We start from the raw sequence: 24,119 nt of genomic DNA, 5'->3' as shown, positions 1-24,119 counted from the left end.
GTGAACGTTCTCGATGATGAGTAAATCCGTGACAAGTCTTTACTGGTGCTCACACTATATTGTTGGTTGTGGCTTTGAGTCGGTATTTTGCGTTAGCTTCTGAGCCTCGGCGGATTCAGTTTCATCTGCAGGCACAAAATGTTTATCTGTTAGCGTCACTGTCATTGCTTCATGTTTTACCGTTATAGTCTGCGCTTCTGATGGGACTTCGTTGGTGGTCGTCGGTTCAGCGAATGCCATTAGTGAGGTTGTAAATACGATTGTTGCTAGTGCGATTTGAGTGAGTGTTTTCATTTGGCTGTATCCTATTGAGTAAAGGCAATTACAAATAGCTGATACGGGCACTATAAAAATTATGTGAAGGTGGTTCTTATCATTTTACGCTATCATAAAACTTATATGATGGCGTGATATATTTATCATGAGTATGGATAAAAGGGCGGTTCGCTTACGTTTGTTTGCCAGGACTCACCTCGGTAGTGTTGGTCAAACTACTGCCACATCACCAATACTGCGGCGATAGAAAGCAAAATCAGCGCAAGAATGTCTTTGCGAGCGATGCTCTGACCCAACCAGAAGTAAGAAATCAGCACCATAAAGACCACTTCAATTTGTCCCAGTGTTTTCACATATGGCACGGCTTGAAGTGACATCGCGCTAAACCAACCAAGAGAGCCAATCACACTGGCTAGGCTTGTCATCACAACCAGTCTCGACTTCTTGAATATCTGGCGTAATGTGTCGCGTTCTTTGAAGAAGAGGTAAGTACAGATGATGAATGTCTGAAGGGTAATCACCAGAAACAGCACCCAAGCAGCGCTATGAGGGAAAGGGAGTCCAATACTTAGGCTCGCTTCACGTACCCAAAGCGAGGTCAAGGCAAAGGCGGTGCTACATGCCATACCCAAGCAAAAGACTTTAGGAGAGAGGCTTCGCCAGCCGGAAGCGCTACTCATGATCAATACACCTAAGGTACCAATTAACACGCCTATCCAGCCTGTTAAGGTTAATGCCGTACCAAAGAAGAGTACCGAAAGTACGGCTGAAACTGGAGCCTCACACTTGGCAAGCCCAGCACCAATCGCATAGTTTTCTAGCTTAAACAGCATCACCATTAAGCCGGTCGCAAGGATCTGCATAATTGCCGCAGCAACTATATAGAAAACAAACTCACCAGAAAAATTAGGCGCTGAGACTGGCTGCCATTGATATAAAGCATAGAGGTAGAGAAGCGCAATTGGCCCTGCCCAAATAAAACGAGCCAGTGTCACGCCAGCCACACTCATTGTGCCGGCTAGCTTGCTTTGAAAGGCATTGCGCCAAGATTGGCTGAAGGCAGCAAGCAGGGTAAAGGCGATCCAACTAAAAGACATGACGCTTCCATGAGTAATGTAATTTGATGATGATACTAACAAAAAATCACATGATAAGAACCGTCATGAGCTGTTTATAGCCACAGGTTCACCTTTATTCTCTACTCGGCAGTAAAGATCTCTTCAACAGTTCGACGCTTTCTTCAGAAGATCGGCTGTTTCTTGTTTTTGAAATAGAACAGCGCGCTGATCAAAACGAACAACAAGGCGAAGTAATAGCAGAACGAAGACAACGATGCTAGGAAAGCAAGGTTCTGTTCTATTTCTTGCTCGGTGTAATTATTAGAGACCAATTTGTAGTAGTAAGCATACAAAATACCGATCAACCCGTATCCGAGGTTAAACATCAAACCTTTGAAACTAAGAACTGTGGCTCGGTTGTGTGACTCGGTCTTTTTGTTCAGGTGATAACTGATGAAAATGTTCATCGTCATGATGATAAAGATAAGTACCAGAGCTGGAATCACTCCATAAATTGACCACCCTAAACTGATCCAATAATAGGTCGCGATACTTGCTAAGCCCATGACAATAATAAAGGTTTTTGGCTCGATACTTTCTGCTAACCTGCGGCTTTGCCCCGCTAAAATGATTTTTAGCAGACTGATTCCCGCGCCAATAAAACCAAAATAGATAATAGGAATATCAATCGCGAGATAGTATTGGCTGTTCATGGTTAAGAACATGCGTGAAGTGTGTTCGAACAGGCTGTAATAGAACAGGATGAACAGCACGTAAGGCGTAGCAAGTACCCACTTACCGGTATCAGCCGTTAACTTGAGGCTGGCGACAGTCGTTGCTAATTTGCTCTGATCGCTTGGTATCACTTTCTTTTCTTCACGCATGTTTACTGCGGCATAAATCGCGAGCAACGCGACCAATAGCGTGGCGAATACAGGAATACGCATCAGGTCTTTGGTGCTTTCTGGCTCGGCTAGTCCAAGAGCATTAAAGATGTTCGCCATGAAATTTACGTCGTACATCGCAGCACCGATCAAGGTGACAAAGATACCAACACTAGATGCAATACGAAGCTGGATTTGTAACACTCGCGGCCACAACTCTTCATTGCCTTGCTCTTTTAAGGTGTCGTAAGCCAGTGCCTCATCAGCACCGCTTGCTAATGCCATCGCTAGCCCGCTGAGTATCCGGTTGACCAAGAAGACCATGAACACCAAGTTAGCGTCTCCGGTTGGCACGAGCGCGATCATAGCGATCTCAATGAACATGACAATCGAAGACAGCACCACAAGCTTTTTACGGCCTAAGGTATCGGCGAACGCCCCTGAAGGTACTTCTGCAAGCACGATGGTCGCCGCCCAAACTACGTTGAGCATGGCAAACTGAGAAAGGGTTAAGCCGTAATCTAAATAGAGTAGGGTGAAAATAGGGTAATAAAAACGCGCAAAGTAGCTGCTTCTGAACATCAAGAAGTAGCGGACATTGGGAATTTTCAGGATTTCTTTGAGCGTCATGATAATTTTAGTACTTTAAATAACACATTATTATGTATAAACCTTTTTACCTTATAAATCATGGGATTGTTGCCATAATCCCCAATTATCTGATTTAGAGAATCTTCGGGCTCTCTATTCCTCGTCGGTTACAGATTTACTCCTCTTTAAATCATTACCCCATCTATTCATTTTGTTGTGATCGTTTCAACTTGTAAGACGGGTTTTGGTTCAAGATCGAACTTCCACAATGTCGCTCTCGCATTTACATCTTATTGTATGATTTAATTATTGATAATAACGATACGCAATGAATCCAATGTAATTGAGGAAGCGAGCATGATCTTAGAGTCATTCAGTCTGGAAGGGAAAGTAGCGATAGTGACGGGCTGTAATACAGGGCTTGGGCAAGGTATTGCGTTAGGCCTAGCAGAAGCAGGTTGTAAAGTTGTCGGTGTTAACCGTACAGAGCCTGAAGAGACTATTGAGAAAATGAATTCAGCAGGCCATACGTTCCTAAACGTTCGTGCTGACCTTCTCGATCAAGCGTGCATTCCCGGGGTTATAGAGCGCACTTTGGCTGAGTTTGGTCAAGTCGACATCCTCGTGAACAATGCCGGAATTATTCGTCGCCAAGATGCTATTGAGTTCTCAGAGCAAGATTGGGATGACGTAATGAATGTGAACACCAAGACTGTATTCTTTATGTCTCAGGCGGTTGCAAAGCAGTTTAAGGCTCAAGGCACTGGCGGAAAGATCATTAACATTGCATCGATGCTTTCATTCCAAGGTGGCATTCGAGTTCCTTCTTATACGGCTTCAAAAAGTGCTGTGATGGGAGTGACACGTGCGATGGCGAACGAATGGGCGCGAGACAATATCAATGTGAATGCGATAGCACCCGGTTATATGGAAACGAACAATACTCAAGCTCTGCGTGAAGATGCTGTGCGCAATCAAGCGATCCTTGAGCGCATTCCGGCTGAACGTTGGGGCAAACCGCAAGACATCGCAGGTCCTTGTGTGTTCTTAGCATCATCAGCATCGGACTACATTAACGGCTACACCATCGCTGTTGACGGTGGTTGGTTAGCACGCTAATTGGTTTTTTATTCTAAATTTTGAGTTTGCAGCAATCTTGCAGGAGAAGATAAATGAAAATCGCTTTAATGATGGAAAACAGTCAGGCAGGTAAAAATGCCATGGTTGCAGCTGAGCTAGAGTCAGTGGCAGGTGGCATTGGTCACGATGTTTTCAATTTAGGCATGACAGACGAGAACGATCACCACTTAACGTATATCCACCTCGGTATCATGGCGAGCATTCTGATCAACTCAAAGGCTGTGGACTTTGTTGTGACTGGTTGCGGTACAGGGCAAGGGGCTTTGATGTCATTGAACCTGCATCCGGGGGTGGTTTGTGGTTACTGCCTAGAGCCATCAGATGCGTTCTTGTTTAATCAAATCAACAACGGCAATGCTATCGCTCTTGCTTTTGCTAAAGGCTTTGGCTGGGCTGGTGAGCTGAATATCCGTTATATATTCGAAAAAGCTTTCAAAGGTGAACGTGGCCAAGGTTACCCACTGGAGCGCGCAGAACCACAACAGCGTAATGCAGCCATTTTAAATGAAGTGAAAGCGGCGGTGGTAAAAGACAACTTTATTGATTCGCTAAGAGCAATCGACCAAGATCTGGTGAAAACAGCGGTTGGCAGTGAGCGTTTCCAACAATGCTTCTTTGATCATTGCCAAAATCCAGACATTGCAGACTATGTTCGTTCACTTTTAGATTAAGTTTATCAAGAGTTTATATAGCTGCTAGATGAAGATAGAAGATAGAAAAGAGGAGCCCTGAGGCTCCTCTTTTGTTTTGCTCTTTGAACCTGATTGTTATTTTTGGCGTGAACAGGTCATATATGATGAGCTTTAGATGATCAGTTCACACGCTTAAAGTTAGGCAACAGGGTCTCTGGCTGCTGCGCGACAAACGCTTTACTTGGTGAGTATGCACGGAAGTAAACAAACCAGTTTTCGTCTTCTCGTGTTTGCACCCAGTTAGCTTCATTCACGCCTGCTGGCTTAGTTGGCGAGAAGTGGAAGGTGTAATTGCCTTGTGCGTCTTTGACCGTACCTTCGATGTTTGAACCTACATCGGCACGCTCAATGTCGTTGTCGATGATGGCGCGGTTCTCAACGTTATAAACAGTGATTGTCCAGAACAAATCGGCGAAGTTTACATCACCATCCAGAGTCAGAGTGTAGTGGTTGCTGCCATTAAGCCCTTTACCGCTGTCATCACGGTAGTTGTCTAGATAGATCTGACCCCAACCGCCATTCTCAAAACCGTGCATTGCAACGTCATTAGTCACAGCTTCATAGAACCATGCTGCGCGACCATCGAGATCCATACCGTAGTAACGGTCTTGGTTCGGTGTGGAAGCCGTTGCGACTTCCCAAAAGTTGCCTTCTTTACCGTAAGCCGCGTGTGGCAAGCGTTCTGTTTTGTTGAAGTCGATGTTCTTAACCATTGCTTCTCCCATCACGACAGCTTGCTCTAAAATCTCACGCTGTTGAGCCGATGGGGCAAATGCTTTGTCTTTCTCAATACCCAGTGGGCGTAACATGTCGTGCATCATGCGATCACGCTCTTCTACTGGTTCAGCTTGAATGGCTTCATTCAACGTATTCCAAAATGCCATGCCTCTTGGGTGTTTGGCATCTTCACCACGCTCAGGGAAGTTTACGCCGTTATCACTCAGTGGCTTACCGTTGAGGTCTGTAATTTTGAGAGCATCTAAGTCTTTCATACGTTGTTTGTCTGAATCTGCCATTAAACGAACGCCGAAGAAAACATAGTTGGTATCAGACTCAAAAACTTTAGCGCCTTTTGGCAGGTTACTCGGTGTTTCTGCTCCTTTGGCTTTTACCACGTAGACGCCCGGCTCTGTCATCTGAGAAATACCGATTTGCCACATGGTGTGCACTGCACCGCGCAGTTCATCTGTGGGAATCTCTATAACAACGGGCTCTTTTTCTACGTTAAACCAAGTAATCGCGTAAGGCGTAGAGGTGTTGTAAGTTAAACCTCCTAGCTTAGATTCATGGGACTCAACATAAGTAATTTGACCGTCCTCTGCACCCATGTCGGCATAAGCTTGTTTCCATGCGTAGTTTGAAACCAAAGGCACCGACCAAATGTAAGCTTGTGAAGCACGTTGATAGTCCATCAGTTCAAATAGCTTCGCTGAACTTTCTTGTGTTGGAATACCATGAAGAAAGTCGGTTTCGAAGGTGAAGTCTCCCGCACGTGTTTGAAGGGTTTCTGTTGGGTTATCGTTTCCAGCAATAGCTGTTGCTGAAAACAAAGCTGTTACAGAAACGAGCATCGCTGTCGATCGCAGTGGGCAGGTGAAAGTACCGGCTATCGCTTTAGATAAAATGTTCATGTTGTGTCCTCAAAAATTCGAAACTTTTTTATTCGAAACTTGGTTTTTAATTTGAAACTGTTCTTAGAAATTGAAACCGTTCGTTAGAAATGCTCAGTTAAAACTGATAGTTAAACTCGATGCGGTGATCACCGTCTTCGATACTGGTGTTTTCAGTCCAATTTGCGAAATAACGAACGTTGGCTCTTGGAGTGATCTGATAGCTCGCTGCAAATTCATGTGCGAGTACTGAGTCACTGCCCTCAAAGCCAAAATCTTTGAACGTTGAAGACCCCGACATTGTGCCTAAATACATTGGGTTATAGTTCAGCCAAATCTTGTCAGTCAGTTGCATCTTGGCGTACATACCTGCGACGTAGAAAGTACCGTGCATGTTGTAGCGGTCGCGAAGTTGATCGGCATCGAGATCGCCTCCAGTGCCTTCAACTAGCTCTTCACCTGCAGCGATACCGACACCAGCGAGCGGGTAGAAGTTAAACATGCCCATTTGCGGTAAAGCTTGAATAAAGCTGTAAGACGCGCTGCCTTGGTTGTTATCGAAATCCCAAGACATATCAACTTGCGAACCTCGGCCATTAGTTAGGTCTACACCGAAGTTTCTAAAGCGGAAGGAATCAATACTGTCGTCTGCACCTCGACCATTCCAACCAATAGCCTCACCAGCGATACCTTTGATTTCGAACACATTCATGCCCATGGTGGTATCACTGCCAGTGTCGTAGGTTTGTCCAACTTTTAGGTTTAAGCCCTTGTCGGTGTAGCCGAAGCCTGCTTGTGTGTAGACCGCTAATGGGTCTGACATATCTTGAACTTCTGTTTCTTCAGCGATAGCACCGCTAGCTAACAAAAGAGGGGTTAGAGAAAGGATCGAACGTTGTAATAACATAGCTGCCTCATAGAGTTATCTCACTACATCCGTGTACTTTGTGAAGGTGGGATAACTATACAAAGTGGACTTTGTTAAGTTAATTCATATAAACTTAACCATTCGTTAAGCAATGCTTTATGGTGTCTCATGAAACTGAACAATGTTGATCTGAACTTATTGAAAGTGTTTGTGGTGGTGTATCAGGAGAAGAGCTTGAGAAAAGCGGCTGAGAAGTTGTTTGTCTCGACACCAGCGGTTAGCCAGAGCATCAAGAAGCTTAAGGAATCCTTAGGTGAAGAATTGTTTGTGCTGTCTCATCAGCAGTTTTTACCAACGCCTTATTCGGACGACCTTTATCAACGCGTTTTCCCTCTATTGGACGGATTGGTTACGGCGATAGAAGAAGGAAAACAATTTAATCCCGCGGACCTCAGTGAAGATTTTAAGATTGAGGCGAACCCTCATGTTCTACCTTGGTTGACTCCCGCTCTGTTTCATCAGCTATCAGTAGAAAGTCCACTTTCAAGATTGATCAGCCATACGAGTTCCCAAAACTCTTTAGAAAGGCTTAAGAGTGACGAGATTGATTTTGTCATTCATTTCGAAGCTCAGAATTTACCTGCTGAGATCATTGCTGTACCTCTCGTGAACTTAAAGTTTGTATTGGCAGTAAGAGAAGATCATCCTTTCAAGGCATCCATCGCGACGATTGATGACTTGTTGTCGTTTCCATTTGCTCACGTTGACCTTGCTTATTTCGACCAAAACAAGCATTCACGGTTGGAGGAGGAAGTATTAAGTCAAGGTAAGACAATTAACATGGCACTGAGAACGACTTCTATTGTCGGGTTAATTGAAACGATCAAGCATTCCAATATTATCGCTCCTTGCATGCCTCCAGTGATTGAGCAACACAAAGGTGTATTACGCTCAATCGTGATTGAAGGACTGGAAGAGGGAACCGAGGAGATGGAGGTGTTCGCTTATCTTCATAAGAAAAATCAGCACTCAGCCAAATACAAATGGCTGTTGGATTTGATTGAAACGGCGATGGCTGAGGCTAATCACCAGTAAGAGCTAGCTTTGTTTTTCTACTTTCAGAGCTGCAGTAACTAACCTCTGAATACCTCTTCAATACACGATTCCAACCAGCGCATTTTCGGTTGATTGCGATGTTTACGCCCGATAGTCATGCCAATATCGCCATTTGGCATGTTGGGCATATGAGGAAACTGCACAAAGGAAAATTCATTTGAAAGCGAATTGGCCAGTAGTTTTGAGCATGGGAATAACACGTCGCTCTGCTTCACTATAGACAATAAACTGTGTAAGTACGTCGAACGTATTTTGACCTCAGTCTTGATGCCGACATCGGCTAACACGTTCGGTGCTAAGGCAATATTGTCGTTCCAATCACTGACGACCAAGCTCGCTAATTGCAAAGGTTCTTGCTGGTCACTTTTCAATAATGTGTTGGCGAGTGGGTGGCCTGTGCGGCATACCAATACAAAATCATCACTTGCGACACGTTTTTGGTAAACCTGTTTAGACAGTTCTAGTGGGTAATAATTGACCCCTAAATCAACCTCGCCTGAGGTGAGTAAATCCAACGTATGGCTTCCCCAATCTACAATATTCACTTTTACCTGTGGTGCCTGTGCTAACAATATCTGAGTCAGCTTTGCTGAGATGCTGTTGGCAATAAATCCGTTAATCGCGATGTTCACTGTGCCATCAAACTGAGCAACGTCAAATTCAGATTCTGGTTCAAGCACCTGTTCCAACTGCGATAACACGGGTAACAAAGTCTGCTTAATTTCAAGCAACTTGGTTGTCGGTTCTAGGCCATGTTGAGATCGTATGAACAACTCATCGTCAAAGTAATCACGAAGTTTTTGTAGTGATCGACTGATTGAGGGTTGGCTGGTAAACAGCAGTTCTGAAGCCTTGCGAGTATTTTTCACCTCAATCAACACCTTCAATACTTTAAGTAAATTGAGGTCTAGTTGTTTAAACCGGTTACTCATCATCGCGGGACTCCATCATCGAAATGGTTTAGATATACCTATATTGTATATCTTGATTTCATATAATCAATTGGAGTATATCACGCAGCATCTACATACTGAGCTCATCGAAACAAACATGAGAAACCATTATGAAGAAAACAACGTTAGTGACGTTCTTGGCGTTAACCGCATTCGGCGCAACGGCTGCAGACAATAACAGCTCAGCGGTTTATGACCACGCGGCTATCGGTGGTGTTAATTGGGACAACTACCCTGAAGCGGAGTCTGACTGGAACTTCCTTGGCTTGCAAAACAAAGTCGGTGTTAACCATTGGCTGCACGCAGACCCAGTATCTAAAGACGCACAAACGGTGATTCGCTCTAATCGCGATGTCGTTTACTCAACCATGGTTGTGGATGTATCTGAAGGTGCAACATTCCATGTGCCGGACGAGGACAATGACTACTTCCAAATTATTCATATCATGGACGAAAACCACCTTGTTCATAAAGTAGTTCGCCGTGGTGAAACGCTCAATCTGACTGCCGATGATCTAACGATGGGTACTCATGTTCATGTACTAGCAAGAACACGTATCGCTGAATCAATCGAAGATACCAAGCGTCGTCAGAGTCTACTGTCTATCAAAGCAAACTCTAACAAGCCTTATCAAGGCAAGGGTTACAACCCAAGTGACGTTGAAAACTACCGATTGAAATTGATCAATAACGTGATGAAACATGGTGCGCCTATTGAAGGATTAAAAGGATTTGGTGCGACTTTGGATGACGTAGAAGATCACCACTTTAAATACGTGACGGCATTTGGTTATGCCGGACTACCAGCAGACACTGCACAGTATCTAGAGCGCGTTCCGGGACAAGGCAAAACGACCTGCCAAGAATGGACGATTCCAACACCAAACTTGGACTTTGAAGGGCGTGGTGGTTATTACTCTTTGACAACCTATGGTGCGGACGGTTGGATTGATTCTGAGCATTTCTATGCGTCGGGTGAGTCTATGCGTGATAACGGTGATGGTACTGTGTCAGTGACATTCAACTGTGGTTCCGGTGAAGCTTATGACTTTGAAGTGTCTGAAGGCTGGGCGGGCGTGTTGCGTTTATACGAGCCCGTTGATGTGAATGAAACTTTGGAGTACATGGAAACGCTGCGTAAGATCGAGATTAAAGAGCTTTAGATTGCCCTTTATTTAGGTGACTCTCTATTTAGATTATTATTTCTAGGTTGATTTGATTCAAATTAAAACGCCCTCAAGACTGGTTTCTTGAGGGCGTTTTTTTGCTAGAACGTTCTTGAAATGGCAGATCGAATACTGGCTTTCATCAGAAGGATAGCTCTTTACGAAGCACCTGATTCTTAATCACTTTAGCGGCCACGTCGATGATTTGAGATTCTTGTTCAGACGCTTTAGACGATAAGTTGTAAAACATAATGCAATCTTGCTGAATCATATTTGGCGCTTCTTGGAGCTCGATTTCACGTACCTCACCACTTTTTATGTATTGGGCTAGGTTCTCCCGAGGGCACACAACCCATCCGTCTTGCTTTAACTTTTCGATAAGCAGGCTTTGTGATGTGACCACTTCAAACTCGCTACTGATCTTGGTGTGTCTGAGCTCGTTCGCAACGTCATTCTCAGTGATTAATTGACGAAAGGTAGCCAGTTCAGCAATCGAAATCGTTCGGTTTGGAATGCCAGAGTGAACGGACGTGAACAGGCTCAGCTGAAAAGATCCAAGGTTGATATTCCCGATACCCGCATTCGGGTGTAAGTTGCCCATCCCCGGCATAATGGCAAACAGGGCATCTCCGTCTTCAATCTGCTGTAAACAGTGGTTTCTGTCTCGTTGCAGCCAGTTGATAAGCATGTGAGGGTGAAGAGCCTTGATCTCAGACTCAATGCTAAGCAAAAGCTGACAAGGGATCGAACTATCGTGATAAACGGTAATATTGTTGAGCTCGCCTTTGTACGCAGATAAGGCTATGTTCTCGAACTCTAACGATTGTCTCGCCAGTAACCGTGCTCTTGGGTACAGACGATGAGCAATGTCCGTTGCAACTGCCTTTTTTCCTTCGATAGAAAACAGCTCCATTCCCATCAAATCTTCCAATGCGTTGATTCTCTCTCGCACCGTAGAACGAGCCTTATTCAATCTTTTACTTGCAGCACTGTAGCTTTGAAGTTCATAAACACTGGTGAAGCATGCCACCTGTTCATTTGAAATCATCATTTGATCACCTTTGTACTGTTTGGGCATACATTTTGGATTTATATGTTTGAACTTAGCAAAGTACTCTACATCCGTACACAAAAGATTGTTAACGGAGATTTCAGATGAGAAAGTCGATTATTTCATTGGTCACGGCGGGCTTATTTTCGACAACCGCGATGGCGGATATCAAGCCTATGTCTACAGTGCCAGCAAAAGCGAATGAACAAGTCACACTGGAAAACTGGACGCATGCGCCATTTAATAAATGGGCTTTCCAGAACATGGGAATCCATCCAACGGTTATGGTGTCTCGAGATGGTGCAATCAACGAGATCCCACAAGCGTTAAACGCTGAAGTCGCTCAACACAAATTTACTTATGCTGGGGAAGAGCTGACTTTTCGTGATGCGATGATTAATGATCACACCGATGGTTACATTATTATTCAAGACGGAAAGATATTGCATGAAGAGTACTTTGGTGACTTCACAGCAAGAGATCACCACTTGTGGGCTTCAAGTACCAAATCTTTGGTTGGCCAAGCTTTAGGTTTGTTGGTTGAGCAAGGTAAGGTTGATGTTGAGAAAAAGGTCAGCACATACATCGAAGAGCTTAAAGGAACACACTTTGGTGAGCAGACTTTACGAACTTTACTGAACATGACCTCTGCGATTGATTACAGCGAAGACTACGTCAACATGGCTCCGGGTGATGTGCATTTCGAATACTTCCGTCGATTAGGTTTTATTCCAGCGTATGACTTGCTGGCATTGGATCCGACCAAGACAGATAAGCCTCGTGACTTGCTGAGTTTCTCTGCGATGTTTGAACAGAATGAAAATTTAAAGGTGAACGATAAGTTTGAATACCACAGCCCGAACGTTGATGTTATTGGTTGGGTTGTCGCTCGCGTTTCCGGTCAAACGCTTGATCAATTTATTGCTGACAACATCTGGAACAAGCTGGGTACGGAGCATGACGCCTTCTTCATGACGGACATGAACTACAACCCAGTCGCAACTGGCGGTTTCAATACTACGCTAAGAGATTTTGCACGTGTTGGGTTAGCGATGGTCAACAATGGCGAATACAACGGCCAACAAGTCTTCTCTGAAAAGTGGGTCAAAGACAGTTTCAACATTACGCCAGAAGAAAATCGACACATGATGAACAGTGTCTACAAAGATACTGAGGCTCAAGTTTTTGATCCACACTTAGAGGGTTACAAAAATTTCCTTTGGGTACATGACTCAGACAAAAACATTGCGACATATCGTGGGGTGTTTGGTCAGTTCTTGTATATCAACCAAGACAAGAATGTCGTCATCGCAACTTTCTCTTCAGCAGAGAGCGCTTCGAATGCAGCGCGTGAAGAGTCAAAAGTGAGAGTGGAAGCTTTTGAGTCGTTAGCTAAGTCGTTATAGCGATAGGTGTCTAAATTAAAAGTCCCCTCAAGATAGGTTCTTGAGGGGACTTTTTACGTTCCTTTCTTTTTTCGTTCTTTACCAAGGGCTAACAGCTAACAGCAAGTGAGCGAGTCGCTACTCGCTTTCTGCTTGCTTAGAAGCGTTGGATGTTTTGCCTTGCTTCAACCAGTTATCGAGTACATGTTGAAGCGCATCCAATGACGTTGGCTTTTCTAGGCGGCCATCCATTAACTTGCTGATCATGTCGAGTTCGCGTTGCCCCGACTCTCCAGACAGAGCAATGATTGGCGTATTGGGCGAACGTGCCTTGATGATCTGGCTTGCGTCAAAGCCGTTCATGACTGGCATCTGCACATCCATCAAGATCAAATCAACTTGATGAGTCCTAAACAGTTCAACCGCATTCTCACCATTTTTGGCTTGTAAGCTATTTACGCCGAGCCTGCTCAAATACATCTGAACAAGGGTGCGCTGTACCTCTTTGTCATCAACAATCAGAACAGTTGGCGCGAGATGGTTTGATGCTAGTGGATTTGCTGTTTGCGTCTTTTCTGGCTCAGTTTTGGGTGCAGGTGTAGGTGCTGGTTCAGAAACGTTATCAACGCTTGACGTTGGATTCTCTGGCTGCACTTCTGCCTGCGCCTCTGCTTCGGCTTGCTCTTCTGTCGGTTGATTGTGTTTCCAATCGTTGAAGTAAGGCGTACGCAGGTCATCGGCTTTTGGCGCATTCGGTACAACAGGGAAGTACAGGTGGAATTCTGTAAACTCACCAAGCTTGGATTTGCACTCGACTCTGCCACCAAATGAACGCATCACACGTTGGCAATAACCTAAACCTAAGCCGCTGCCGCCACTCTTTTGGTAAGAGAAAAAGTCATCGAAGATCTTATGGGCGATGGTCTCATCAATCCCTGGACCTGTATCTCGGAAAACGAGCACGTTCTCGTAGTAACCCGTTTTGGTACTGATTTCGATTTGGCTGTCTGGATACGAATCAAAGTAATAGATTGCGTTACGAATCAGGTTAAAGATAACGAAGTTAAACAAGGTCTCGTTCAGCTTTGCCACAAAATCAGCGTGTTGTGGTAGGCGAATCCTTTCAATGATCTTTTCGTTCTCAAAACCATAATGACTGACCGCTTGATCCACGGCCTTGTGGATTGAGGTCATGGTCACCGGGCCATGCTCAGGAGAGCTATCACTGACCTCACGCAAAATGATATCAATTAGCTGTCGACCGCGTTGAATTGCAGCTTGGCCGTTCTCTATATCAAGTAGGATCTGTTTCGCTGGCGCTTGGTTGTCGATGTGCTGCTTTAGTACTTCGAAATGCAGTTGCACTTGAGCGAGCGGGTTACGCATCTCATGAGCAATGGAGTTCGCCAGAGCACGACTTTGGCGAATGCGTCTATCCGCTTCGATGGTACTTTGCACACGTGTTAACAAGGTTTGCAGTGCAGAGATCTCTTCGTTAGAGAACATTTGATCGTTGCTCTTGTGTGATGATACCAACAAGTGCGTGACCGATTTTCCCTGACCAAACAGAGGCATTACCAAGGCAGTGTTGTTCGAACTCATCTTCTCATAGAGCGCCTTGATCGAACGTTTTGCTGGCGCTGTGTAATCGAGCTCTTCAGACAGTTCGTCGAATACCAAAACAGACTTGTTAGTAGACAGGTAGTCTTCGTAGAAAGTCTCGTTGTAGTTGCTGTTAACAAGGCGCAGTTTGTCTTCTGGGATTTGCAGTAGGCTACCTAAACGACGCATCGCATCATCAATTGATAGCTTGAAATCTTCCTCTAAAGCAAGGATTTGCTGTACTGGTGTTTTCTTGTTCCCGTAGACAAAGAAGGAGGCATAACGGCTCACACGTTTGTAGAGTACATGCCAAGTAATGCCTATCAGCGCGCAGATTGGAATGGCGATTAGCCATTGATTATCTTCGGTCAATGGGATGAATATCGCACCAAACGGTATCACTAAAATCGCACATACTAACAGGGCGTTTAGGCTCATGTACGCAAGGTATTTCACGCTGTAGAAACGAGAAGTCAGCAGAGCATACCCAACAAACAACATCTCACTAATTGATAAGGCGGGTGGTAGCCAAGTCAGTGAGAAATCACGCAAGAAGTAAGTCATACCAAGGTGGATTGTTGCTGTAGACAGCATGAACACCAAGATACCTGCAATCATGTAGCTGGTTTTGGTCAGCGTGAGCTTGCTGCTGTTGGCGCGCATTGCCACTAGGTTACCCAGTGTCAGTACCACAAAGCTGATCATCCCGATGAAGAAGTACGAAGTGTGCGGGCCAAATTCAATTACAAATTGACTTGGGCCAACAATGATAACGTCTTCAACGGTTAAGTCCGGACTTAAATTAATAAACAAGGAGTAGACGGTCAGGGTGACGAAAATCGTTTGTTGCCAAAGGTGCACCTTACCGTTGCGTTGCTCGGCGGCCAGCTGACACGAGAAGTAATACGCAAAGGCAAACGCAAAGAAAGAGGCGAGGTTGGCAAATTTGGCTGCAAACACAGCAGCTGACGGCCCAAGTTCTGGCAACAAGTCAGTATGGAAGTAAGCATTACTGCTTATCCACGCCACAATACAGACCGAGTAGGCGATGTAGGCAACGTGGTGTGTACCTGCGATCGCTTCGCTCTTTAGTTTCAGACGGTAGCAATAGTAGAGTAACCACATCACGACCACAGCAACCGTTGCAAGAAGCGTTATTGCTTTGGCGTGAATGATGGCTTCTAAGCCGAAATCAAACATGTTCGTCCTTATTTACCGAGCTTGGCTGTTGCAGAGAATCAGGTTGTTGAACAGAGTTAAACTTTTCTGCTGAGCCAAGCATTCTGCTGTTACGCACGGCGCGTTTGTAGCCTTTAAAATCGGTGTCATTAAATACGTTGACCATCAATTCGAAATTCCAAAAGCCACGGTAAATGGTGGTGCCGTCATCGTTCAATTCGCAATATCCCGAATGGAAATACGCTTTTGGGTCAATAGCTTGATAAAACTGAAGCATGAAAGGTTGTTCAATGATGGTGAAGCCAATTTTGTAGCCAACTTGATGTAAGACGCTCATCAGCTCTTTTTGAGCGAGATAGAGGAAGTAGAGTTTTTGTTGGGTATTTCCACTGACGGTTAAGCGCAGAACTTCACATATGGCTCGAGTTTCGGATAGTTGTAACTGAAACTGATTATCGAATTTTGGCAGAGAATCACATTTTAACAATATCGGTGGCGTGAATAGCTGTAACCCCGAAAGTGAATCGTAACCATGATTTGGTAAGCAGTATTGCCAGTGATCATTGCTGAATGGCGGGGCGTAGCTCAGCCAGGTTTCGTTTTTTGACCAATCTTGAATCAATGCGGAAGAGACTAATGTCGGGAAGGCTTCATCGTCTGGGTGTTTGAGCAAAATAAAGTGTTTACCCGTTTGTGACAGGTGTAATAAAGGCAGCATCTCAAACCATTTTTCACCCTTGATGAAAACCTCAAGGTTGCTTAAAGCGATGGCATCACTGATAGGCATTCCTTGTGGGTGACTGGGTGTTTGCACCACAAGTTGATCTTCTTCTATCTGATCAATGATCGCACTGTAGTAAGCGCTGTCTTTAATCGGCAGATCGATACCAGGGGGTGAACGACTATCGAGCGGCGACTTTGCCTTTATGGCGGCAATTTCGCATTCGCACCAAAAGTCTAACCAATGCATGTAACACTGACCTGCCGCTTCCTCTAACAATGCCATCTCGGTCGATAAGCTACTGGGATAGCGTTGAATGAGATCGCGATAGTCCATCAATTCAAATAAAACGGAGAGGCTTTTATGTTGATGTTCTGGGAAGAACGATTCCAATAGTCGTCTACGGTAGTCTGTGACGGTTTGGAAAAGCGCAGTGCGATCTTGTGGCTGATAAGTGTTGATCACGAGCTCGATCAGCGCGTGTTGTTTCTTTTCGATAGCCAGACTGCTAGCCAACAGTGAGACTAAAGACGACGTTAATTCCATGGTGTTAACCTAGCCTAGGTTTATATAATTATTTTTATTGGATTTGTACTCGTTAACCAGACACGAATTGTTATTAAGTTATTTGATATAAAGTTACCTTGTTGAGATTGAGTAACTCTAATTGTGTCTATAGTTTTTAAAAACAAGTTGCATAATCGAGCGTAAGTTTACTACTTGCGCTACCCCTTAACAACAGAACATTTACTAGTTTATAAGTTGCTAAATTAGAATATTCTCAATCACTTAGAGCCTAACCTTGCCCCGAGTCTGACCTGTATCAATTGAGCATAATTCTTTGAATTTATAAATTAACGTAAAATATCTATTTTTTGAACCAAGCTCATAAATCATACGCAACTGAATTCACCTTATTAATCGTAAGGAATATAACGGCGAGCCCAAATATATAATTAACTAATGAGTGTTGTATGTCTCATAACCGTTTATTTCCACGTCATCGTTTGGCTCTCGCTTGTATGCTAGCCAGTGTTTCCAGTTTCTCCTTTGCTCAAAGTCAGTGTGAGGTGCTTGATCTTCAGCAGGCGTCTGACCTTGCTCTCGCTGTCTCATCAGCAGACAACAGTTGCTATGGCGCTTGGTTCTCTGCTCAAGAGAGTTCGTTAAATAATATCTATAGCGAAGCGAGCCTAAGCCGTATTCAAGTAGCACTTAACCTAGAAATTGCCCGTTACCGAGGTGATGCTGAACAGGCTCGTAAACTTGAAAACCTTGGCGAATTTGTTCGCGCCGCTTATTACGTTCGCTATAACGCGCGAGCGCAGGATTTCTCCGAGGCGTTAAGCCAACGCTTCGCTCAATCTATTAATGCTTTTCTGGCGAACCCAAATGCACTCGATCAAGGCCGTGAGCAAGTTGGGGCGATGAAAAGCCTGACGCTGATGGTCGATAATGTTAAGCAACTTCCACTGACCATGGATGCGCAACTTGCGGCATTGAATCACTTTAACCATGAAACAGCGCAGGATTCACAATGGGTCGATGGTCTTAACAATCTATTCCGAGCAATGGCAGGGCACGCCGCTCGAGATGACTTCTACGATTACATGGCAAACCACACCCAACATATCGATACGCTGGCGACTTTTACTCGTGATAACACGTGGGCGTTGGATACGGATACGAGTTTCCTTGTTTATAACGCCGTACGTGAAACAGGCCGCTTGTTAGCCAGCCCGGATAAAGCGACCAAAGACAAAGCGATGCGGGTTATGCAGCAAGTGATGGCGCAAAACCCACTGGGCAGCGAGCACGATAAGCTATGGCTAGCGGCCGTCGAAATGATGAGTTACTTCGCACCAGAAGGTTTGAATGGGTTAGACCTAGAGCAAGCGAAACGAGACTTGGCAACGCGTGTACTTCCTCATCGTTATGAGTGTCAAGGACCTGCGATTATTCGCTCTCAAGATCTTACGGAGTCACAAGCGATGGAGGCGTGTGATGTGTTGGCTGTCAAAGAGGCCGACTTCCACCAAGTCGTGAATACGGGTCAACAACCTGTCGCTGATGATAACAACGAGCGAGTAGAAGTCGCGGTGTTTGGCAGCAAAGGCAGTTACATTGATTATTCATCGTTCTTGTTTGGCAATACCACAGACAATGGCGGTCAGTATTTAGAGGGTAACCCTGCAGTAGTAGGTAACGTCGCTCGCTTTGTGGCTTATCGTTATGCCAATGGTGATGATCTTTCTATTCTCAATTTAGAGCATGAATACACTCACTATCTTGATGCCCGCTTTAACCAATATGGCTCATTCAACGACAACCTAGCACATGGCTATGTAGTGTGGTGGTTAGAGGGCTTTGCCGAATTTATGCATTACAAGCAAGGTTACGATGCAGCGATTGGTTTGATTAGCAGCGGGAAGATGAGTCTGTCGGATGTGCTTGCGACCACTTACTCCCATGATTCCAATCGAATATATCGCTGGGGATACTTGGCGGTACGCTTCATGCTGGAAGAGCATCCTCAAGAGTTGCAAGGTTTATTGGCATTGTCTCGCACTGGTCAATTCTCCGAATGGGCACAACAAGTAAAAGTGCTAGGGCAGCAATACAACGGGGAGTTTGAGTGTTGGTTAGACTCGGTTTCAAGTGAACCCACAGAGCCTACAGAACCAACTGATCCCACAGAACCGACAGATCCTACGCAACCAACAGACCAAGCCATAGTGCTTGCAGCAAACCAAAATATGGTGTTGAGTGGCGATGCGTATAGCGAGCAGTTGTTCTATGTTGATATTCCGGAGAACACGACGCATTTTGAAGTGTCTATACAGGGGCAAACTCAAGGTGATGCGGACCTATACATGAGCTACAACAAACCAGCGCATTACTACGATTTTGAATTCAGCCAATACGGCAATGGCAGCACTGAAGTGGTGACGTTTGAACAAGAATCTTCGGGCTACATCAAGTCGGGTCGTTACTACATGAGTGTCACGGGTCGTACCGGTTTTAATGAGGTGTCTCTAACGGCATCGGTAGTCACAGAAACGCCAACGCCTCCAACGCAACAGCAAGATGATTTAACGCCTGTGGTATTGGAGTCCGGTCAGGCTCAAGTGCTTACCGTGCACCAACGACGTTATGCCGCTGTCTATGTACCAGAAGGCGTACAAGAGGTGCGAGTATGGCTCAGCGATAAGAGCGACACTGCTGAAAACGAACAGTCGAATTCGGGTAACGTTGATCTGTTCGCCTGCCACTCATATTGGCCAACAGCTGGGCAGCATGACTACGCGTCTGATTACCGTGGAAGCAATGAGTATCTGCAAATCCCTATAACAGAAGAAGGCTATATACACTTCTTATTGAGTGCAGAGCAGCAAGGGGATGATGTCGAGATGTTGGTGTATTTTCACTGACAGAATAGGCGTTAGGTAATTGGCATTAAAAAAGGGGGTATCCCCAAGCTGTATTAATGACAATGTCACTAAACTAATCGGTTAAATATCAATAAAGTAGACGGATAAAAGCCGGGCATCAGTGTCCGGCTTTGTTTTTCTGACAATGTTCTGTGTTTATAGAGTAGTTACACCATAATCTCTGATGAAGTGATGACATTCGAGGTTTAAGCTTTTCTGCATATGAAACATCATTGCGAGTAACCTCTCGTGAGTGATAGAGGTAGAGATAACTATGAAGAAAGTATTATTGGTAACCGTATTTAGTGTCGCTGCGTTAGCAGGGTGTAGTCAGAAATCTGAGGTTCCAGAACAAGCACAAGAGACGGCGAATCCGATCTGTAGCACTAAGAACCTGACAGGTGGTTGGTCACAAAGCGATATCACCCCAGAAGCCAAGCAAGCTTTAGATGTGGTTCTTGGACAAATGAATACCTCAGCAAAGCTTGAAAAAATCTTGAGCGTTCGCACTCAGGTTGTTGCGGGTTTGAACTACGCGATCGAGTTTGAAATGGATAATGGTCAGGTGTGGAATACTGTTGTTTATCGTTCACTTCAAGGTGATATCGAAATGATGCAGGCTGCACAGCAAGGTCGTTTGTGCCAATAAGCAAGTTGATTAGAGAGTTGAGTCAGATTACTGACTAGGCTCGATGGACGAATAAGAAAAATGGCTCCCAATTGGGAGCCATTTTTGATTCTAATTAAGGTCAGCTTATTATGTCTAATAGAAGACGTTCCTAATCCGTTAGCGCGGGTTCAGAAAGCTCTGGTTCAGAAATATTAGGCTCAGACAGTTCTTGTACACAAGCTCGGCTGATGTCTTCATCAATGTAAGCCATTCCCAGCTTGTTCAAGTAATCCATACGATCAGCAGTGCGAAGCTCAATGTCTGGGCCTGCGATGTTGTTCTCTTGATAAACCTTAGCCATGTGAGCCATGAATTGCTCGCCCACACTCATCATTAACAGGCTCATCGCTCCTACATCCGGTCTTACTTTGGCACGCTGCTTTTCAGACAGGTTTACCGCTAACACGATAGGTTGTTCTTCCCCTTCGAAACGAACACTGCGCTCACGAACGGTTTGTTGAGCCCAGTAATACGCCAGCTCTTTACTCTGAGTCAGGAACACAGGTTCAACCGACTCGGTGTAGTTATTGCCAATCGTTGCCATGGTTTTTGAAGCGGCTTCATTGAGTGCTTTGTCTCCAGAACGTTTCAGACCTTGGCCTTTAATTGAAGCGAGTAAGGCTGAAGACGTGCCGTGATACCAAGTATCACCCGTTGCGAAACCATTTTCTGACAGCAGCGTTTTTGCATCTTGTAGGTGTTTAGGTATTGAAGTCATAGGCACTCTCAATCAAAAGAAATATCAACAAACAGGAATCTCAACAAACATGAATACAGTTAGCTTAAACAGATGTTGCTTAGCTGACCGTGGTGTAGAACACAATTCTTAGACTTTGAGATAAAGCCGGCAGTACAAGCTTTATCTCAAAGCCTTCCCCCGGATCTTACCTAAGTAAGAGAGAAGGGCGGGGGAGGCTTTAGTTCTAGCGATTAATCAAATTGGTTAGACGTATTCGCTTCGCCCGCTGCTTTTAGTGCATTCTCACCAGCGAAGTACTCTTTGTGGTCATCACCGATGTCTGAACCAGACATGTTTTGGTGTTTAACACATGCGATGCCTTGGCGGATCTCTTTACGTTGAACATTTGCAACGTAACCCAACATGCCTTGGTCGCCGAAGTACTCTTTCGCAAGGTTGTCGGTAGACAGCGCTGCAGTGTGGTAAGTCGGTAGCGTAATCAAGTGGTGGAAGATGCCCGCTTCACGAGATGCGTCCGCTTGGAATGTACGAATCTTCTCGTCAGCACTTGCAGACAGTTCAGTTTCGTCGTATTCCGCGCTCATTAGGTTTGCACGGTCGTAAGCAGATACATCTTTACCTTCAGCAACCAATGCATCGTAAGCTTGCTGACGGAAGTTTAGCGTCCAGTTGAATGATGGAGAGTTGTTGTAAACCAGTTTCGCGTTAGGGTGAACTTCACGAACGCCGTCCATCATCTCTTTGATTTGGCCGATGTGTGGCTTCTCAGTCTCAATCCAAAGTAGGTCAGCGCCTGCGTTGATTGCTTCAATACAGTCGAATACACAACGGTCTTCACCAGTACCTTGGCGGAATTGGTATAAACCTGAAGGCAGACGCTTAGGTCGAACTAGCTTGCCGTCACGGTTAAAGCAAACGTCGCCTTCTGCCATATCTGCAACATCGATCTCTTCAACATCTAGGTATGAGTTGTAGATATCACCTTGGTCGCCCGGCTCTTTCACTACTGCGATTTCTTTTGTTAGGCCAGCACCTTGAGAATCGGTACGAGCAACAATAACGCCGTTGTCGATGCCTAGTTCAAGGAAAGCGTAACGAAGTGCACGAAGTTTTGCGTGGAAGTCTGCATGTGGAACCGTTACTTTGCCGTCTTGGTGACCACATTGCTTCTCATCGGCAACTTGGTTTTCAATTTGTAGACAACATGCGCCCGCTTCAATCATCTGCTTAGCCATTAGGTAAGTCGCTTCTGCGTTACCGAAACCTGCATCGATATCTGCAATGATTGGCACCACGTGTGTTACGTGATTGTCGATTTTGTCTTGGATAAGGTCTTGTTGGTTAACGTCGCCCGCTTCACGTGCAGCGTCTAGCTCACGGAATAAACCACCTAGCTCACGTGCATCAGCTTGGCGCAGGAATGTGTATAGTTCTTCTACTAGGCCTGCAACCGATGTTTTCTCATGCATTGATTGGTCTGGAAGTGGACCAAAGTCTGAGCGAAGTGCAGCAACCATCCAACCTGAAAGGTATAGGTAGCGTCGGTCTGTTTTACCATCAAAGTGCTTCTTAATAGAAATCAGCTTTTGTTGACCGATAAAACCATGCCAGCAACCTAAAGACTGAGTGTATTGAGAGCTGTCTTTATCGTAAGCCTCCATATCCGCACGCATGATATCTGCCGTGTATTGCGCGATATCTAGACCTGTTTTGAATTTGTTTTGAGCTCGCATACGAGCAGCAGATTCAGCATTGATTGCATCCCATGGAGCACCTGCAGCGCTTTTTGCAACTTCTATCATTTCGATATCTTGTGTAATTTGCGACATAACTATTCCTTAGTTTCACGTGGGGTATGGTTGCCAAATTGGCTTGGATTAAAACTTTGCTATGGACAAAGAATAACCACGCATGTGATAATTTTGTTAATTTATAGTTATTATATTCGGTATTTTTCTTATGAATATTGCTCGTATAGACCTTAATTTGCTTGTGTATTTAGACATGTTGCTACGTGAAAGAAACGTTACACGAGCGGCAAATCAATTAGGAATAACTCAACCAGCCATGAGTAATGGACTGCGCCGACTACGCGATCTGTTTGAAGATCCACTATTGGTGAGAACCAGTGAAGGGATGGTGCCAACCGAGCGCGCGCAAAAGTTGCAACCGCTGATCCGCAACATCTTGGCGAATGTAGAAAAGACACTTCAACCGACCACAGAGTTTAATGCAGAAGACAGTGAACGCGTGTTTCGCATCATGGCGAGTGACTATGCAGAGTCGACCATTATTCAACCGCTATTGAAAAAACTGAGCGAGATAGCGCCGAAAATACGGCTGGATATAATGACGCCAAGTGATGTGAGCTACCAGGATGTTGAGCAAGGCACCGTGGACATTATCATCAACCGTTTTGATGATATTCCACAGTCCTTTCACCAGATGAGCCTTTGGCACGACGGGTTCTCTTGCCTATTTAGCTGTGATAATCCAATAGCCGATAACTTTGATATTTTGTCTTATTTAAAGGCGCAACATATCTGGGTAAGTAAGACGGGAATGGGAACCGGAGTCGGGATCAACCCAAGTGAAGCGCAAAAGCTCGGTTGGATAGATGAAGCGTTAATGCGCATTGGTAAAACCCGTAACATCACGGTGTTTACCCGACATTACCTATCTGCGATTCTCTTCGCTCAGCAGAAAAACCTTATCCTTACTATTCCAACCAAAGCCGCGCAATTGCAGCGCAACAACCCTAATTTGTTAATCAAACCAGCCCCATTTGCGATTGAACCTTTTGAGGTGAAGATGGCGTGGAGCCCATTGTTACAAACCAATCCAGACCACCAGTGGATGCGTCGCTTGATCAAAAGTGTCGCCAATGAAATCGAAAGTGGTGTGACGGGATAACACAGTTTTTGTGGTATTTCTTTTGTGAATATCCAATATAAACGGCATAAATTAGCTAAATTTTCGTCAGTTACGTAAATTTATTTAGTAGTCAGCGGTTAATTTGAGAGAGA

At 44.9% G+C, this 24,119-nt stretch carries 19 protein-coding genes and 1 pseudogene; 9 read left to right on the top strand and 11 right to left on the bottom strand.

Annotation, left to right across the window (positions count from 1 at the left end; genetic code table 11):
• Positions 1 to 54: 54 nt before the first annotated feature.
• The 3 genes from L1D37_RS07120 to L1D37_RS07110 all read right to left on the bottom strand — a co-directional run bounded on the left by L1D37_RS07120 (position 55) and on the right by L1D37_RS07110 (position 2,848).
• Positions 55 to 294 (bottom strand): hypothetical protein, encoded by a 240-nt coding sequence (locus L1D37_RS07120; protein ID WP_239847377.1) that lies wholly within the window; start codon positions 292 to 294, stop codon positions 55 to 57.
• A gap of 197 nt (positions 295 to 491) precedes the next feature.
• Positions 492 to 1,373: a DMT family transporter gene (locus L1D37_RS07115; RefSeq protein WP_239847376.1), complete on the bottom strand. Its 882-nt coding sequence runs from the start codon at positions 1,371 to 1,373 to the stop codon at positions 492 to 494.
• 143 nt (positions 1,374 to 1,516) lie between these two features.
• Positions 1,517 to 2,848: an MFS transporter gene (locus L1D37_RS07110; protein WP_239847375.1), complete on the bottom strand. Its 1,332-nt coding sequence runs from the start codon at positions 2,846 to 2,848 to the stop codon at positions 1,517 to 1,519.
• Between the two features lie 318 nt (positions 2,849 to 3,166).
• On the opposite strand from L1D37_RS07110, the gene kduD reads away from it, so the two are divergent.
• Positions 3,167 to 3,928, top strand: a complete 762-nt coding sequence (gene kduD / locus L1D37_RS07105) for a 2-dehydro-3-deoxy-D-gluconate 5-dehydrogenase KduD (protein ID WP_239847374.1) — start codon at positions 3,167 to 3,169, stop codon at positions 3,926 to 3,928.
• Between the two features lie 53 nt (positions 3,929 to 3,981).
• A complete protein-coding gene (locus L1D37_RS07100; RefSeq protein ID WP_239847373.1) occupies positions 3,982 to 4,620 on the top strand; it encodes an RpiB/LacA/LacB family sugar-phosphate isomerase in 639 nt (212 codons plus the stop codon).
• Positions 4,621 to 4,760: 140 nt separating this feature from the next.
• On the opposite strand, the gene L1D37_RS07095 is transcribed toward L1D37_RS07100, so the two are convergent.
• Both L1D37_RS07095 and L1D37_RS07090 read right to left on the bottom strand, forming a co-directional pair.
• Positions 4,761 to 6,272: a DUF1214 domain-containing protein gene (locus tag L1D37_RS07095; protein WP_239847372.1), complete on the bottom strand. Its 1,512-nt coding sequence runs from the start codon at positions 6,270 to 6,272 to the stop codon at positions 4,761 to 4,763.
• 97 nt (positions 6,273 to 6,369) lie between these two features.
• The gene (locus tag L1D37_RS07090) at positions 6,370 to 7,158 is read right to left on the bottom strand and encodes a hypothetical protein (RefSeq protein WP_239847371.1); all 789 of its coding nucleotides are present in this window, start codon (positions 7,156 to 7,158) and stop codon (positions 6,370 to 6,372) included.
• 129 nt (positions 7,159 to 7,287) lie between these two features.
• On the opposite strand from L1D37_RS07090, the gene L1D37_RS07085 reads away from it, so the two are divergent.
• Complete coding sequence (locus tag L1D37_RS07085) at positions 7,288 to 8,214, top strand: LysR family transcriptional regulator (RefSeq protein ID WP_239847370.1); 927 nt, start codon at positions 7,288 to 7,290, stop codon at positions 8,212 to 8,214.
• Between the two features lie 38 nt (positions 8,215 to 8,252).
• Here the strand turns inward: L1D37_RS07085 and L1D37_RS07080 are convergent, their stop codons facing one another.
• The gene (locus L1D37_RS07080) at positions 8,253 to 9,170 is read right to left on the bottom strand and encodes a LysR family transcriptional regulator (RefSeq protein ID WP_239847369.1); all 918 of its coding nucleotides are present in this window, start codon (positions 9,168 to 9,170) and stop codon (positions 8,253 to 8,255) included.
• A 128-nt stretch (positions 9,171 to 9,298) separates the two neighbouring features.
• On the opposite strand from L1D37_RS07080, the pseudogene L1D37_RS07075 reads away from it, so the two are divergent.
• Together L1D37_RS07075 and L1D37_RS07070 are read left to right on the top strand one after the other, a co-directional pair.
• Positions 9,299 to 9,634 (top strand): annotated as a pseudogene (locus tag L1D37_RS07075) (DUF1254 domain-containing protein); the annotation flags it as partial.
• Between the two features lie 441 nt (positions 9,635 to 10,075).
• A complete protein-coding gene (locus tag L1D37_RS07070; protein ID WP_239847591.1) occupies positions 10,076 to 10,351 on the top strand; it encodes a hypothetical protein in 276 nt (91 codons plus the stop codon).
• Positions 10,352 to 10,496: 145 nt separating this feature from the next.
• Here L1D37_RS07070 and L1D37_RS07065 read toward each other — a convergent pair whose 3' ends face one another.
• Positions 10,497 to 11,405 carry a LysR family transcriptional regulator gene (locus tag L1D37_RS07065; protein ID WP_239847368.1) on the bottom strand — a complete coding sequence of 303 codons (909 nt, stop codon included), beginning with the start codon at positions 11,403 to 11,405 and terminating at the stop codon, positions 10,497 to 10,499.
• A 104-nt stretch (positions 11,406 to 11,509) separates the two neighbouring features.
• Between L1D37_RS07065 and L1D37_RS07060 the strand changes: the two genes are divergently transcribed.
• Positions 11,510 to 12,811, top strand: coding sequence for a serine hydrolase (locus tag L1D37_RS07060; protein ID WP_239847367.1), 1,302 nt, complete (start codon positions 11,510 to 11,512; stop codon positions 12,809 to 12,811).
• 117 nt (positions 12,812 to 12,928) lie between these two features.
• Here the strand turns inward: L1D37_RS07060 and L1D37_RS07055 are convergent, their stop codons facing one another.
• Together L1D37_RS07055 and L1D37_RS07050 are read right to left on the bottom strand one after the other, a co-directional pair.
• On the bottom strand, positions 12,929 to 15,592 hold the full coding sequence (locus tag L1D37_RS07055; protein WP_239847366.1) for a hybrid sensor histidine kinase/response regulator: 2,664 nt from the start codon (positions 15,590 to 15,592) through the stop codon (positions 12,929 to 12,931).
• Positions 15,585 to 16,838, bottom strand: coding sequence for an acyl-homoserine-lactone synthase (locus L1D37_RS07050; RefSeq protein ID WP_239847365.1), 1,254 nt, complete (start codon positions 16,836 to 16,838; stop codon positions 15,585 to 15,587). The genes L1D37_RS07055 and L1D37_RS07050 overlap by 8 nt, the downstream gene beginning before the upstream one ends.
• Positions 16,839 to 17,266: 428 nt before the next feature.
• Between L1D37_RS07050 and L1D37_RS07045 the strand changes: the two genes are divergently transcribed.
• Both L1D37_RS07045 and L1D37_RS07040 read left to right on the top strand, forming a co-directional pair.
• Positions 17,267 to 19,723, top strand: a complete 2,457-nt coding sequence (locus L1D37_RS07045; RefSeq protein WP_239847364.1) for a M9 family metallopeptidase — start codon at positions 17,267 to 17,269, stop codon at positions 19,721 to 19,723.
• A 274-nt stretch (positions 19,724 to 19,997) separates the two neighbouring features.
• A complete protein-coding gene (locus tag L1D37_RS07040) occupies positions 19,998 to 20,372 on the top strand; it encodes a cystatin domain-containing protein (RefSeq protein WP_210441277.1) in 375 nt (124 codons plus the stop codon).
• 130 nt (positions 20,373 to 20,502) lie between these two features.
• Here L1D37_RS07040 and L1D37_RS07035 read toward each other — a convergent pair whose 3' ends face one another.
• Both L1D37_RS07035 and L1D37_RS07030 read right to left on the bottom strand, forming a co-directional pair.
• On the bottom strand, positions 20,503 to 21,111 hold the full coding sequence (locus L1D37_RS07035; protein WP_239847363.1) for a hypothetical protein: 609 nt from the start codon (positions 21,109 to 21,111) through the stop codon (positions 20,503 to 20,505).
• A gap of 212 nt (positions 21,112 to 21,323) precedes the next feature.
• Positions 21,324 to 22,922, bottom strand: coding sequence for an isocitrate lyase (locus L1D37_RS07030; RefSeq protein ID WP_017633361.1), 1,599 nt, complete (start codon positions 22,920 to 22,922; stop codon positions 21,324 to 21,326).
• Between the two features lie 130 nt (positions 22,923 to 23,052).
• Here L1D37_RS07030 and L1D37_RS07025 point away from each other — a divergent pair, with 130 nt between their 5' ends.
• Complete coding sequence (locus L1D37_RS07025; protein WP_061038005.1) at positions 23,053 to 24,006, top strand: LysR family transcriptional regulator; 954 nt, start codon at positions 23,053 to 23,055, stop codon at positions 24,004 to 24,006.
• Positions 24,007 to 24,119 lie beyond the last annotated feature (113 nt).

The sequence above is a fragment of the Vibrio sp. Isolate33 genome (assembly GCF_022397895.1).
In the GTDB taxonomy this organism is placed as follows: Bacteria; Pseudomonadota; Gammaproteobacteria; order Enterobacterales; family Vibrionaceae; genus Vibrio; species Vibrio pomeroyi.
This window is presented reverse-complemented; position numbering and strand designations above follow the sequence as displayed.